Raw genomic sequence first — 12774 nt, 5'->3', positions numbered from 1 at the left:
TCAATCCCAGTCATCCATCGCCTGAAGGGAGAGTCGCAATGACAGTCAGGGTGTTGATCTTGCCGGGCCTGTTCAATTCCGGAGCAGGGCATTGGCAATCTCACTGGGAGCAGCGCTTCAGCGGGTTGCATCGGGTCAAGCAGGAAGACTGGGAAACCCCTGTCTGTACTGACTGGGTGCAGAACCTGCAGAAAAAGATTACCAAAAGTGAGCGGCCTGTGGTGTTGGTGGGCCACAGTCTGGCGTGTACGCTGATTGCACGTTGGGCGCAGCAGCACCCGGCAGAGGCAAGGCGTGTACGCGGGGCGCTGCTGGTTGCGCCCAGCGATACCGAAGCTGACAGTTATCCGGCCGGTACAACGGGCTTTAGCCCCATGCCGCTAAGTGAGCTGCCGTTTGACGCGATCACCGTAGCCAGCACCAACGACCCCTATGTCAGCCGCGAACGGGCTAGCGCATTCAGCGAGGCCTGGGGCAGCGAACTGGTATGGCTGGAGAATGCGGGGCATATCAATGGCGAAGGTGGCTATGGGTCCTGGCCACAGGGGATCGAGCTGTTGTTCAGGCTGACTGGTGATCCCCAGTTCAAGCAGGCCTGACACCTGTTTGGGGCTTGGTGGGGTGGAATCTGTGGGAGCGGGCTTGCTCGTGATACAGGCAACTCGGTTTATCTGGCGGGCCGAGGTGACGCCATCGCGAGCAAACCGCTCCCACAAAGCTCCAACTTACACAGGGGTCAGGCGTCTTCCGGCAACGCCAACGGCGTATGCATCTTGCTCAGTAGCCCTTTGCGCAGGTCGTTGCCGCTGGGTTGCTGATACACGCTTAGCCCGAATTCAGGCAACACCGACAGCAGGTAGTCAAAAATATCGCCCTGGATGCGCTCGTATTCGTCCCACACCGTGGTTCGGGTAAAGCAGTACACCTCAAGCGGTACGCCTTGAGGCGTGGTTTGCATCTGGCGCACCATGCAGGTCATGTTTGGCTGAATGTCGGCATGGCTTTTCAGGTAGGCCAGGGCATACGCGCGGAAAGTGCCGATATTGGTCATGCGCCGACGGTTGGCGGACATTGCGGCGACGGTGCCTTGAGCTTCGTTCCAGCTCTTGAGCTCGGCTTTCTTGCGATGCAGGTAATCGCTCAGCAGGCGTACCTGTTCCAGTCGCTGCTCCTGCTCATCGGTCAGAAAAGCAATGTCACTCGCGTCAATAAACAAGCTGCGCTTGATCCGCCGCCCACCGGATTGCTGCATGCCGCGCCAGTTCTTGAACGACTCGGACATCAAGCGCCAGGTCGGGATCGACACAATAGTTTTATCGAAGTTTTGCACCTTGACGGTGTGCAGGGTGATGTCGATCACATCGCCATCAGCACCGACCTGTGGCATCTCGATCCAGTCGCCGACGCGCAGCAAGTCATTGCTGGTCAATTGCACACTGGCCACGAACGACAGCAGGGTGTCCTTGTAGACCAACAGAATGACCGCCGACATCGCGCCCAGACCCGAAAGCAGCAGCATTGGTGAGCGATCGATCAGGGTCGCGACAATGATGATGGCCGAAAACACATACAGCAGCATTTTCGTCAGCTGAATGTAGCCCTTGATCGGTCGGGTCTTGGCGTAATTGGTGCGCGAGTAAATATCGAGCAAGGCGTCCAGCAGTGAGCTGATGACCCGCGTCAGGACAAAAATGGTAATGGCCAACGCCAGGTTGCCGAGGAAATGACGACCGTTGTCGCTCATGTCCGGCACCAGGTTGCGCCCGAACTGCACGATCAGGGATGGAGTCAGTTGTGCCAGGCGATGGAACACTTTGTGTTCGCGTAAATCATTGATCCAGTGCAAGGCGGGCTGGCGACCAAGGATTTTGGTCACGCGCAGCACAACGATGCGTGCGATGTGGCCAGCCAGCAGGGCAATGCCCACCAGAACGATCAGGCCCAGTATGGCCGAGACCCAGGGATGTTGATCCAGGTTGGCCCACAGGGTCTGGATTTGGGTCCAGAGTGGTTGAGTATCCATAAGCTAAAACACTATCCAGGTAATAAATGGCCATGGGATTAGAGCACTTCAGGACAATTTATGGGCCCTGATTGGACTAAAGACCCTAAAAAACCATTTGTTTCATGCCGTTCGTGCAAAGTAACTCGGCCTAGGCGCTCGAAACCGTTACTCTATGCCGCTGATTTTTTGTATTTCTTCGAGGTAGCACCCGTGTTTTCCGATTTCGCCCTGCACGAACGCCTGCTTAAAGCTGTGGCCGAGCTTAAATTTGTCGAGCCTACGCCTGTGCAAGCAGCGGCCATCCCGCTCGCGCTCGAAGGGCGTGACCTGCGGGTTACAGCTCAAACCGGGAGTGGCAAAACCGCCGCTTTCGTCCTGCCGATTCTGAATCGTCTGATTGGTCCAGCTAAAATCCGCGTCAGCATCAAAGCGTTGATTTTGCTGCCGACCCGCGAGCTGGCACAGCAAACGCTTAAAGAAGTTGAGCGTTTTTCGCAGTTCACGTTCATCAAGTCCGGTTTGATCACCGGCGGTGAAGATTTCAAGGTCCAGGCCGCCATGCTGCGCAAGGTGCCTGACATCCTGATCGGCACCCCTGGCCGTTTGCTGGAGCAACTGAACGCCGGCAACCTCGACTTGAAAGAAGTTGAAGTGCTGGTGCTCGACGAAGCCGACCGCATGCTCGACATGGGCTTCTCCGAAGACGTTCAGCGTCTGGTCAACGAGTGTGCGAACCGTCAGCAGACCATGCTGTTCTCGGCCACCACTGGTGGTTCGGGTCTGCGCGAGATGGTTGGCAAGGTTCTGGACAATGCCGAGCACTTGCAGCTCAACCAGGTCAGCCAGCTGAACGCCACCACGCGCCAGCAAGTGATCACTGCTGACCACAACCAGCACAAAGAACAAATTGTTAACTGGCTGCTGGCTAACGAGACTTATCAAAAGGCTATCGTTTTCACCAATACCCGCGCCATGGCGGACCGTATCTACGGTCGTCTGGTGGCTCAGGACTACAAGGCGTTTGTCTTGCATGGTGAAAAAGATCAGAAAGACCGCAAACTGGCCATTGACCGTCTGAAGCAGGGCGGCGTCAAGATCCTGGTTGCCACCGACGTTGCGGCCCGTGGTCTGGACGTTGAAGGCCTGGATCTGGTGATCAACTTCGATATGCCACGCAGCGGCGACGAGTACGTTCACCGTATTGGCCGTACTGGCCGCGCCGGTAACGATGGCCTGGCGATCTCGCTGATCTGTCACGGCGACTGGAACCTGATGTCCAGCGTTGAGCGCTACCTGAAGCAGAGCTTCGAGCGCCGCACCATCAAGGAAGTCAAAGGTACCTACGGCGGACCGAAAAACGTCAAGGCCTCGGGTAAAGCTGTTGGTGTGAAGAAGAAAAAGACCGACGCCAAGGGCGTCAAGAAGAAGTCGGGCGCCAAGGCACCGACCAAGCGCAAAATCGCCAACCGCCCGAAGACCGACGCTCTGTCGCTGGTCAGCAAAGACGGCATGGCACCGCTCAAGCGCCGCAAGCCAGAAGCTCCAGCCGCTGAATAAAGCGCTGGCGTGACTCACAAAAAACCCGGCCTGTGCCGGGTTTTTTGTTGCCTGCTCCTTTCTTTGTGCTTATGCCATGAGTCAGTAGAACGCCCGCTCGGCCTTGAACGTCAGCAAACCATCACATTCGGCGTTTTGCCCTGAATACGCCGAGCACTCTGTATCGTCCAGGCTGGAGTCGCTGTAGATCAAGTTCAGGTCAATCCCCATCCAGGGGCGCGATAACTTGATCGACCAATCATTAAAAGCGCGCACGCTGCCGCCATCGGCAATCGACACCGGGGTGCCCAACTGGTGGGTGGTGTATTTCATGCTCACCCCGATACCGAAGGGCTGGTTGACCCCGAGATCGGCAAACAGCGTACTGTCGCGACGGTCCGGGTCGTTACTGAAGGCGGCGCCAAAGCGCGTACCCAGCAGCGTGAGGCCGGCAAAAAATTGCTGGCTGTCGAGTGAGTCGAGTTTGGGGTAGCTGTAATGGATCATCCCCAGCTCATAGCTCAGCGTCTGGTCGAAGGGATGCTTGTAGCCGAGGTAGGAGTCCACTTCCAGATTGCTGCCGGGCTTGATGCCCATGGTGGGCGCCCATTGCCCGGCGTACCAGCCGCTGTCATGGGTCAGGTCCAGGCCGCCATGAAAGGTCGAGCCTGCGCTCGTAGGCTTGACCAGGCCTTGGGCCATACTGCGGCTCGGCTGGGTGGCCAGTTTAAGATCGAAGTCGCCCAGCGCGCGGGAAAAGACGTGTGCATCCACAATCGTGCTGGCTAGCAGCGTGCCAGTCAGCAGTACAGCCCGTGTGAGCATGATTGGCTCCCTATATCGGCTCAAAGGCTTGATTCAGAGCCTTTGGAGCATACGCAGGAATGTCGGCAATAAAGTGCCGTTCGTCGATTTATCGATTCGAATCAGCTTTGATGCAGGAGAAGAGGGGATAAATCGATAGTCCTAGCGCCTTGGAAGGCAAAGCGCATGAGGACCAGATGACGCGAGGGGTGTTACTTTTTGCCGAGCGTGATTTGCTTGGACGGACCAAAAGTTTGGCCGCTGACGCCTTTCTTGATTTCCTGAATTTCGCCGCCGGATTTCAAGAATGCTTCAATTTGAGCATTGATTGAGGCGCTGGTTTCAACAGCGGGAGCTGGCTTTGCTTTGCTGGCGGATGCTTTTACACGCATGGCGGCTATTGTCCTGTAGAAAATAACTTGGCCAGCGATAGTACCTGAAATACTTGACAATTGCTTGTTAAATATCTTCGTAAAATTAAAGTGACGTTGTACGCGAGGGATAAACACTCGCGTAATTCTCTGCTAACTCGCTGTTTTAATTCATAACAGCGTAAGAATTTTAAACGAATTTGGAGGCTGGCAGGCGGGTGGTCGGCACCTTGCCGGGTGACGAGTGGCACCTAAGGTACGCTGGAAAATCCTGATAAATCAAACCTTTCGCAAATTTTTTGGATGCCGGGCGGCGGCGCTCCAATTCGCCCCTCTAAACTCGGGTAGAATGCCGCCTACGTAATGAGGGTATTGAACATGGCTTTAATCGGTCGCTACAACAGTTTGCAAGTGGTTAAACATACAACGTTTGGTTTGTATCTGGACGGCGGGGCTGACGGTGAAATCCTGTTGCCTAACCGTTATATTCCAAAAGATATTCCCAGCGAAGATGAAGATTGGCTTAACGTCTTTGTTTATTTGGACAGCGATGACAAGTTAATTGCCACGACTGAAAAACCAAAAGTTCAAGTCGGTGAGTTCGCCAGCCTTAAAGTGGTTGAAGTTAATAGCATCGGTGTATTCCTCGATTGGGGGCTGCCGAAAGATTTGCTGTTGCCGTATTCCGAAGAAAAACGCCAGATGACGGCTGGTGAATATGTCGTGGTGCACGTCTACCTCGACAAGCACACGCGCCGTATCACCGCGACGGCGCGTCTGGACCGTTATCTGGACAAAACCCCGGCCAATTACCAGGTAGGCCAGGAAGTTGATCTGTTGGTAGCGGAAGCTACGGACATGGGCTTTAAAGCCGTGATCAACAACAAACACTGGGGTTTGATCCACAAGAATGAAATTTTCAAGTTCATGCGTGCGGGCAAACAAGAGAAAGGGTTCATCAAGGAAGTGCGCGCTGACGGCAAGATCAGCCTGAGCCTGCAACCGGTTGGCCAGGAAGCGGCCAGCAGCCTGAACTCGAAGATCCTCAGCAAGTTGCGCGACAACAACGGCGTACTGGCGGTCAGCGACAAAAGTGCCCCTGAAGTGATCAGCAACCTGTTTGGCGTCAGCAAGGGCAACTTCAAAAAAGCCATTGGCGCGCTGTACAAGGAAGGCAAGATTGCGATCCACGCGGACCGCATTGAACTGATCTGATCCAACGCGAAGGGGCTGACGACATGAGTAAAGCAGTGTGGGCGTATATCGGTGCGTTACTGGCTTTCCTGGTGCTCGACGGCCTGTGGCTGGGCTTGCTCATGAGCTCAACTTATAAAGAGCTGCTGGGTTCGCTGATGCTGGCGCAACCCAAATGGGGCCCGGCCATCGTGTTTTATCTGTTGTATGTGCTGGGCGTGGTGTTCTTTGTCGTGCTGCCGGCTCTGGCCCGTGGCAGTGCGCGCAGGGCCGCATTGACCGGTGCGTTTTTCGGGCTGGTAGCCTATGGCACCTATGACATGACCAACTGGGCTACGCTGCAAGGCTGGTCTGCCCAGTTGGCATTGATGGACATGGCGTGGGGCGGGTTATTGACTTGTCTTGCCGCGTTGTCGGGTTATTGGGCGGCACGCAAACTGGCGGGCTGATTTCTTCTGTAACAGCACCGAACGCTGTGCGGTTCTTGACCTTTGCGGGCGTGGCTTTCTTGTTAGGTGAACTATGAGTGTTTCGCGGCGCGCAACGGATGCTTTCGCACTGCAAGTCATGTTGGGCCTGTGCCTGATCTGGGGCGTGCAACAAGTCATCATCAAACTCGCAGCGCCCGATATCGCGCCGGTCATGCAAGCCGCCATGCGCTCCGGTATTTCGGCGTTGCTGGTGGGGCTGTTGATCTGCTGGAAGGGCGGCTGGGGCCAGGTGCCCGCAACCTGGAGAGGCGGCCTGCTGGCAGGTAGCCTTTTCGGTCTGGAGTTCTTCTTTATCTCTGAAGGCCTGCAACTGACCAGTGCTGCGCATATGTCGGTATTCCTCTATACCGCGCCCATTTTTACCGCGCTGGGCATTAACTGGTTATTGCCCAGCGAGCGTTTGCGGCCGTTGCAATGGTTGGGGATCATTCTCGCGTTTATCGGGATTGCCTTTTCCTTTGCGGGTGGTGTTTCGTTTGCCGATATGGACCGCAATATGCTGCTGGGCGATGCCTACGCGATTCTGGCAGGCATGGCCTGGGGCGCGACCACGGTCGTGGTGCGTGGCTCGCGGCTATCGGAAGCGCCGGTGACCCTGACGTTGTTCTACCAACTGGTGGTCGGCTTTCTCGGGCTGTTGGTGATCGCCGCTTTTAGCGGCCAGATCACCCATGTCAGCCTGACCACCGTCGCGGTGGCCAGTGTGCTGTTTCAAGGGCTAGTGGTGTCGTTCTTCAGTTATCTGGTTTGGTTCTGGCTGCTCAAGCGCTATATGGCTTCCAACCTGGCGGTGTTCTCGTTTATGACGCCGCTATTTGGTGTGACGTTTGGCGTGCTGGTGCTGCACGAACCCTTGAGCGCCAACTTTGTGGTGGGCGCGATTCTGGTGCTGTGCGGCATCACGTTTGTCAGCGCTGAGCAGTGGGTGCGGCGCAAGGTGCGCGCTCTGCTCGGTAGCTGATCGACTGCCGGGGGGGTGAAAGTGTCGGTGTACATGCCTTGCAACAACCTTTTGGCAGCACTACAACCTGGCTGATGTGGCGAAAAGGCATGATGGGCGTCAACTCGAACGCGTGGATAGAGCTGCTGCAGACGTCGTCACTGCTAAATAGTGCGAAGTCGACGCAACTCAAGGCATTGGCTTGAGTCAGATGAGTAGGACGTTAGCCTAAAGTTCATTGACCTTAGGCATGCATTGAGTAGGACTTAGGACTATTATCTGTGTGAAGCGACTACAGAACTCCCGTCGCCAGAGTGACCCCAAGGGGGATTTATGAAAGACAAACTGCAAACCTGGCTCCATGACGTTGGTGTTGCGCTTGGCCTGATTGAGCCGCCACTGCAACCTGTGCCGATTCCTGTCGAGGATCCGCGTCGTCGTCCGCAACGTCGCCGTTAAAGGTGTGTTTGCGTTACACGCAGATTGACTGCTTTTTTCTTCCGATCCTTGGCCGGTGAGTGGGCCAAGGAAGGGGCAAGGAAAGGGCAGAATGAACTGCCCTTCAATTTTTGGCTGGCTAGCCTACGGTATAGCGCACGCTGTAATTTAGCGGTGCATTGTCTGTTTTCTCTGTGACTCGAGCTTCACACTTCACATCTTCCATACCCGTTGACGTTGCACTGGCCGATCGGGCTGAGGTTAGTGTCGGCTTGAATACGCCGAATGACTGGCTGACTTTCAGCTCTGTGGTAAAGGTGCATTCCCGATTTCCGTTGGCATATGAAATGACTTCACGCAGTGTTGCAGGGGTTTTTCTGGGGTAGCCGAAGTTGGTTTTGTAGTTGGCTTCAAATGAATGTTCGCTCAGCGGATCGACATCAAAGAAGCCCGGCTCGGCCAGCGACAGGTTCCAGCTCGAGCGATTGAGGGTGAGGGGGGCTGACGTGTTGTTGACTATTTCGAACGTCAGAGTGGTGACATCGGCTTGAGCGCTGGCGCTGGTGAGTGCCATGCCGGTAGCTACTATGGCAGTGGCCAGATAGATCTTGAAGTGGGTCATGGTGTTAAGTCCATTTAATCAAAGGCTGCTTGAAGTTGTGCGGCGACATCCCATGTCGCCACTTTTCAAGCGTAGTTGGATTGATTAATGGCTTGGCAGCGATATAGCACTGTATGGGCGGGGTATTAGAGTTTGTAGCTGTATGAAGTTGTACAGCTGTGGGGTGTAGAGAAAAACGGGTAGGACCCGAGGGTCGTACCCGCTGAAGAAACCTTTACAAGACTGCGCTAGCAACTGCAGCAGGGCGTCGATCCAGCAGGCTGACCAGGATAAAGCTGATCAGCGCTACGCCCAGGCTGTAGTAAATCGGCGTGTTGGCTTCCAGCCCATCCTTGAACATAAACCCCAGAGCCGTGATAAACCCCAGGCCCATGCTGGTAATGGCGCCTGCCGTGGTGGCACGCTTCCAGAAAATCGCCCCGATCAGTGGCACCAGCATGCCGCCGACCAGCAGGTTGTAGGCCAAGGTTAGAGCACTGATCACATCCGAGACCACCAGTGCGATGCCCAACACCGCAATGCCTGTGAGCAAGGTAAACAGGCGGTTGATGTTGAGGCTCGACTGCTTGCCGCCGCGTAGCCTTGGCAGCAGGTCTTCAGTCAATACGGTGGAGGCAGCCAGCAAGCCTGCACTGGCCGTCGACATCATGGCCGCCAGGGCCGCTGCAATCACCAGTCCGCGAATACCGTCCGGTAGCGAGACCTTGACGATAGCGGCGAAGGCGTTATTGACGTTGTCCAGATCCGGCAGCAGTACATGCGCCGCCATGCCGATCAGGGCACAGGTCAGGCCGTAGAGGATGCAATACAAGCCTGCAAACGTGCCTGCGTACTTGGCCACCTTGGCGGTCTTGGCAGTAAACACCCGTTGCCAAATGTCCTGGCCGATCAGGATGCCGAAGAAGTAGATCATGAAGTAGGTGATGATCGTGTCCCAGCCGATACTGGTGAAGCTGAAGTTCGAGGCTGGCAACTTGCTGACCAGCTCGTCCCAGCCGCCGACGCGGTACAGGCAGATGGGCAGCAGCACGAACATCAGGCCGATGGTCTTGATCGCAAATTGCACGATATCGGTCAGGGTCAGCGACCACATGCCGCCAATGGTTGAATACACCACCACCACGCCACCACCGAGCAGCACCGAAATCCAGAAGGGCAGGTCGAACAGCACTTCCAGCACGGTGCCGATGGCCAGTATCGAAGTCACGCCGATCATCAGTGCGTAGGCCAGCATAATTACCGCACTGGCCTGACGGGCCATCGGGTTGTAACGCTTCTCCAGCACCTGGGTCACGGTGAAGATTTTCAGTTTGAGCAACGGTTTGGCCAGGAACAGATTGAGGGCGATGATTCCGCAGCCCAGCGCGGCACACAGCCAGAACCCGGAAATCCCATGTACATAGCCCAGCCGCACGGTGCCGACAGTAGACGCGCCGCCGAGCACGGTTGCCGCCATGGTGCCCATGTACAGGGTAGGACCGAGATTGCGTCCTGCCACCAGGTAGTCTTCGTGGGTTTTTGCCTTGCGCATGCCGTAGTAACCCAGCACCAGCATTGCCGCTGCGTAGATAAGGACGACCAGTAGATCTAAAGCCATGATGGCGAATCTCCGATTATTTTTTTTATGGATGCAGCGAGTCACAGCACGGTGGCTCGGTGCCATAAAGCCTGGGGCTTAATGACACCGATAGGATGTCTTCAGCGATGCACAACGCCAGGTAGCACGCAGAGCATTTCGTAGAGCAGGTTGGCCCCCAGTAATGAGGTGTTGCCGGTGGTGTCGTAGGGCGGCGAGACTTCTACCAGATCGCAACCAACCAGATCGAGGCCCTGGCAGCCGCGAATGATTTCAATCCCCTGAATCGTGGTCAGGCCGCCGATTTCCGGCGTTCCGGTTCCGGGTGCCCAGGCCGGGTCAATACCGTCGATATCAAAGCTCAGGTATACCGGGCCATTGCCGACTTTCTCGCGCACTTCGGCCATCAAGGGGGCCAGCGATTTGTGCCAGCACTCTTCGGCCTGGACTACGCGGAAACCCTGGTTGCGGCTCCAGTTGAAATCTTCGGCGGTATAGCCTTGGGCGCGCAGGCCGATCTGAACCACGCGGTTGCAGTCCAGCAGGCCTTCCTCCACGGCGCGGCGGAAGGTGGTGCCATGGGCGATTTTCTCGCCGAACATATGGTCGTTCACATCGGCGTGGGCATCGATATGCACCAGCCCGACCTTGCCGTGCTTTTTATGAATGGCCCGCAGAATCGGCAGGGTGATGGTGTGATCGCCGCCCAGGGTCAGTGGGATCACATCGTGCTCGAGGATTTCGTCGTAGGATTCTTCGATGATCCGCACGGCATCCAGCAGATTGAAGGTGTTGATCGCCACATCGCCGATATCGGCCACTGACAGTGAATCGAACGGCGCGGCGCCGGTGGCCATGTTGTAGGGGCGGATCATCACCGACTCGGCGCGAATTTCGCGAGGGCCGAAGCGGGTGCCGGGGCGCAGCGAGGTGCCAATGTCCAGTGGCACCCCAATAAAAGCGGCATCCAGGCCTTTGGCCGATGGCAGGTGGGGCAAGCGCAGCATGGTGGCGATACCGGCGAAGCGCGGCATCTCATTGCCACCCAGTGGTTGATGAAGAATTTTGTCCACGGGAAAGGCCTCGTCGTTTGTTGTGGTTATGGCGGTCGATTCTGCGAAAGGCGCGCCGCGGGAAGAATCTCTGCGGGCAAATACTTAGTTCAGGTTTTTCTAAACTAATCATCCGGCGCAAGATAGACTTTGCCCCATGCCCTCAAAGCCAAACCATAAGATGCCCGGAACTCCCATGGCCAACGCTTTACCCGATCTGAAACTATTGCGAATCTTTGCCAGCGTGGTCAGGCATCAGGGTTTTGCTAATGCGCAACAGGCACTCAACCTATCGACCTCAGCCATCAGCACCTATATGAGCCAGCTCGAAGCCAATCTGGGCCTGGTGCTGTGTCATCGCGGGCGCGGCGGGTTCAGCCTGACCAGCAAGGGCGAGCTGTTTCATCAGGAAACCTTGCGTCTATTGGGCGAGCTTGAAGGGTTTGAGCAATACGCCGCAGCGCTCAAGGGCGAATTGCGCGGCACCCTGAACCTGGGGGTTATCGACTCCACGGTCAGCGATAAGGCCTTGCCCTTTGCCGAGGCAATCGGTGCTTACAGTCAAGAGCACCCGGCGGTACACCTGCATCTATCGGTGATGAGCCCGTATGAATTGCAGCTCGGGGTGCAGGACAACCGCCTGGATCTGGCCATCGGTGCGTTTTCGACACGGATGAGCGGGCTGGTGTATCAGCCGCTGTATCGAGAACAACACTGGTTGTACTGCAGCACACGGCATCCCTTGTTCAGCGAACGACGTATTCCCGAACCGGTCATTACCCAGCAACGGATGGTCGGTCGCGGTTACTGGAGCCAGGCCGAGTTGGCGCGCCACGGCTTCAAGCACAGTGCGGCAACGGTCGACAGCATGGAGGCGCAACTGATTCTGGTGCTGTCCGGGGCTTACATTGGCTATTTGCCCGAGCATTACGCAGAACCGTGGGTGGAAAAGGGCGACTTGCGCGTGCTGCTGCCCGCGACTTTTGGCTATCAGGCACCGTTTTCAATGATCGTCCGCCGTGGTCGCAGCCGTGAACCGCTGATTCAAACCTTCCGCGATCTGCTCAAAGCGCAGCTAAACCAATCTTGAACGAGAGCTTTATTCCCATGTCCCGAGCCCAATGCCCTCGCTGTTTGCGTCCGCAATCCCACTGCTTGTGCAAATTGATCCCACAACTGGACAGTCGCACCAAGGTGTTGCTGCTACAGCACCCGAGCGAGGTAAACCATGCGCTGAATACTGCGCGGCTGGCAGCCCTGGGGTTGATCAATGCCGAGTTGGTGGTGGGCGAAGTGTTTGTGGATCTGGACGTATTGCTCAACCCACCGGGGTATCAGGCGCGATTGCTGTTTCCGGGGGATGATGCGCAGTTAATACAGTCGGGCGCAGCTTCGGATGATAGCTTGCCGCTGTTGCTGGTGGTGCCGGACGGTACGTGGCGCAAAGCGCGCAAATTGTTGCACCTCAACCCGTTGCTGGCGCAGTTGCCGCGGGTCACGTTACCCGAAGGTGCGGTATCGCGTTACCGGCTGCGCAAAGCGCCGGGGCCGGGTGCCTTGTCGACCCTGGAAGCGATTGTGCAGGCGCTCGAAATCCTTGAAGCGCCGACTTCGTTTGCGCCGCTGTTGCGTCCGTTTGAAGCGCTGATTGAAGGGCAAATCGAGGCAATGGGTGCGCAGACCTATCAGCGAAATCATCTGAGCACCCTGTAGCAGTTGCCGAAGGAACGAGGCTACGTCCGGCT

The 12774-nt window shown here is 56.4% G+C and carries 14 protein-coding genes and 1 pseudogene; 9 read left to right on the top strand and 6 right to left on the bottom strand.

Translation table 11 applies throughout. The features are described from left to right. Positions 1-38: 38 nt before the first annotated feature. Entirely contained in the window at positions 39-599 is a 561-nt protein-coding gene (locus U5A05_RS16710; protein ID WP_261739031.1) for an RBBP9/YdeN family alpha/beta hydrolase, read from the top strand. A gap of 137 nt (positions 600-736) precedes the next feature. On the opposite strand, the gene U5A05_RS16705 is transcribed toward U5A05_RS16710, so the two are convergent. Continuing rightward, positions 737-2023 carry a mechanosensitive ion channel family protein gene (locus U5A05_RS16705; protein WP_321833981.1) on the bottom strand — a complete coding sequence of 429 codons (1287 nt, stop codon included), beginning with the start codon at positions 2021-2023 and terminating at the stop codon, positions 737-739. 192 nt (positions 2024-2215) lie between these two features. Between U5A05_RS16705 and U5A05_RS16700 the strand changes: the two genes are divergently transcribed. Continuing rightward, positions 2216-3562, top strand: coding sequence for a DEAD/DEAH box helicase (locus tag U5A05_RS16700; protein WP_261739029.1), 1347 nt, complete (start codon positions 2216-2218; stop codon positions 3560-3562). 81 nt (positions 3563-3643) lie between these two features. Here the strand turns inward: U5A05_RS16700 and U5A05_RS16695 are convergent, their stop codons facing one another. Both U5A05_RS16695 and U5A05_RS16690 read right to left on the bottom strand, forming a co-directional pair. Further along, positions 3644-4366, bottom strand: coding sequence for a TorF family putative porin (locus U5A05_RS16695; RefSeq protein ID WP_261739028.1), 723 nt, complete (start codon positions 4364-4366; stop codon positions 3644-3646). Between the two features lie 191 nt (positions 4367-4557). After that, entirely contained in the window at positions 4558-4737 is a 180-nt protein-coding gene (locus U5A05_RS16690) for a hypothetical protein (RefSeq protein ID WP_048360704.1), read from the bottom strand. A gap of 357 nt (positions 4738-5094) precedes the next feature. On the opposite strand from U5A05_RS16690, the gene U5A05_RS16685 reads away from it, so the two are divergent. From U5A05_RS16685 to U5A05_RS16665, 5 genes and pseudogenes are all read left to right on the top strand, one after another. Next, complete coding sequence (locus U5A05_RS16685) at positions 5095-5931, top strand: CvfB family protein (RefSeq protein ID WP_261739027.1); 837 nt, start codon at positions 5095-5097, stop codon at positions 5929-5931. A 23-nt stretch (positions 5932-5954) separates the two neighbouring features. Next, on the top strand, positions 5955-6359 hold the full coding sequence (locus tag U5A05_RS16680; RefSeq protein ID WP_261739026.1) for a DUF2177 family protein: 405 nt from the start codon (positions 5955-5957) through the stop codon (positions 6357-6359). Between the two features lie 73 nt (positions 6360-6432). Further along, a complete protein-coding gene (locus U5A05_RS16675) occupies positions 6433-7362 on the top strand; it encodes a DMT family transporter (protein ID WP_261739025.1) in 930 nt (309 codons plus the stop codon). An 11-nt stretch (positions 7363-7373) separates the two neighbouring features. Further along, positions 7374-7547: pseudogene (locus tag U5A05_RS16670) on the top strand (LysR family transcriptional regulator); the annotation flags it as partial. 127 nt (positions 7548-7674) lie between these two features. Next, positions 7675-7800 (top strand): PA1414 family protein, encoded by a 126-nt coding sequence (locus U5A05_RS16665; protein ID WP_003441703.1) that lies wholly within the window; start codon positions 7675-7677, stop codon positions 7798-7800. A gap of 118 nt (positions 7801-7918) precedes the next feature. Here U5A05_RS16665 and U5A05_RS16660 read toward each other — a convergent pair whose 3' ends face one another. From U5A05_RS16660 to speB, 3 genes are all read right to left on the bottom strand, one after another. Beyond that, positions 7919-8401, bottom strand: coding sequence for a hypothetical protein (locus U5A05_RS16660; RefSeq protein WP_321833978.1), 483 nt, complete (start codon positions 8399-8401; stop codon positions 7919-7921). Positions 8402-8615: 214 nt separating this feature from the next. After that, on the bottom strand, positions 8616-9998 hold the full coding sequence (locus U5A05_RS16655) for a sodium:solute symporter family protein (protein WP_261739023.1): 1383 nt from the start codon (positions 9996-9998) through the stop codon (positions 8616-8618). A 101-nt stretch (positions 9999-10099) separates the two neighbouring features. Continuing rightward, the gene (speB, locus tag U5A05_RS16650) at positions 10100-11050 is read right to left on the bottom strand and encodes an agmatinase (protein ID WP_261739022.1); all 951 of its coding nucleotides are present in this window, start codon (positions 11048-11050) and stop codon (positions 10100-10102) included. 175 nt (positions 11051-11225) lie between these two features. Between speB and U5A05_RS16645 the strand changes: the two genes are divergently transcribed. Further along, positions 11226-12119 (top strand): LysR family transcriptional regulator, encoded by an 894-nt coding sequence (locus U5A05_RS16645; RefSeq protein ID WP_321833975.1) that lies wholly within the window; start codon positions 11226-11228, stop codon positions 12117-12119. Between the two features lie 17 nt (positions 12120-12136). Beyond that, the gene (locus U5A05_RS16640; protein ID WP_321833974.1) at positions 12137-12742 is read left to right on the top strand and encodes a tRNA-uridine aminocarboxypropyltransferase; all 606 of its coding nucleotides are present in this window, start codon (positions 12137-12139) and stop codon (positions 12740-12742) included. Positions 12743-12774: the final 32 nt, after the last annotated feature.

The organism is Pseudomonas kulmbachensis (assembly GCF_963681935.1).
Taxonomy (GTDB): domain Bacteria; phylum Pseudomonadota; class Gammaproteobacteria; order Pseudomonadales; family Pseudomonadaceae; genus Aquipseudomonas; species Aquipseudomonas kulmbachensis.
Note: the sequence above shows the minus strand (reverse complement) of the source record. Positions and strands in the feature narration are given on the sequence as shown.

Excerpts from the sequence above, each read along its gene's own strand:
- U5A05_RS16690 (WP_048360704.1), bottom strand. The coding sequence starts at position 4,737 with ATGCGTGTAAAAGCATCCGCCAGCAAAGCAAAGCCAGCTCCCGCTGTT.
- U5A05_RS16665 (WP_003441703.1), top strand. The coding sequence starts at position 7,675 with ATGAAAGACAAACTGCAAACCTGGCTCCATGACGTTGGTGTTGCGCTT.
- U5A05_RS16655 (WP_261739023.1), bottom strand. The coding sequence starts at position 9,998 with ATGGCTTTAGATCTACTGGTCGTCCTTATCTACGCAGCGGCAATGCTG.
- U5A05_RS16645 (WP_321833975.1), top strand. The coding sequence starts at position 11,226 with ATGGCCAACGCTTTACCCGATCTGAAACTATTGCGAATCTTTGCCAGC.
- U5A05_RS16695 (WP_261739028.1), bottom strand. The coding sequence starts at position 4,366 with ATGCTCACACGGGCTGTACTGCTGACTGGCACGCTGCTAGCCAGCACG.
- U5A05_RS16640 (WP_321833974.1), top strand. The coding sequence starts at position 12,137 with ATGTCCCGAGCCCAATGCCCTCGCTGTTTGCGTCCGCAATCCCACTGC.
- U5A05_RS16705 (WP_321833981.1), bottom strand. The coding sequence starts at position 2,023 with ATGGATACTCAACCACTCTGGACCCAAATCCAGACCCTGTGGGCCAAC.
- U5A05_RS16660 (WP_321833978.1), bottom strand. The coding sequence starts at position 8,401 with ATGACCCACTTCAAGATCTATCTGGCCACTGCCATAGTAGCTACCGGC.
- U5A05_RS16685 (WP_261739027.1), top strand. The coding sequence starts at position 5,095 with ATGGCTTTAATCGGTCGCTACAACAGTTTGCAAGTGGTTAAACATACA.
- U5A05_RS16675 (WP_261739025.1), top strand. The coding sequence starts at position 6,433 with ATGAGTGTTTCGCGGCGCGCAACGGATGCTTTCGCACTGCAAGTCATG.
- U5A05_RS16710 (WP_261739031.1), top strand. The coding sequence starts at position 39 with ATGACAGTCAGGGTGTTGATCTTGCCGGGCCTGTTCAATTCCGGAGCA.
- U5A05_RS16680 (WP_261739026.1), top strand. The coding sequence starts at position 5,955 with ATGAGTAAAGCAGTGTGGGCGTATATCGGTGCGTTACTGGCTTTCCTG.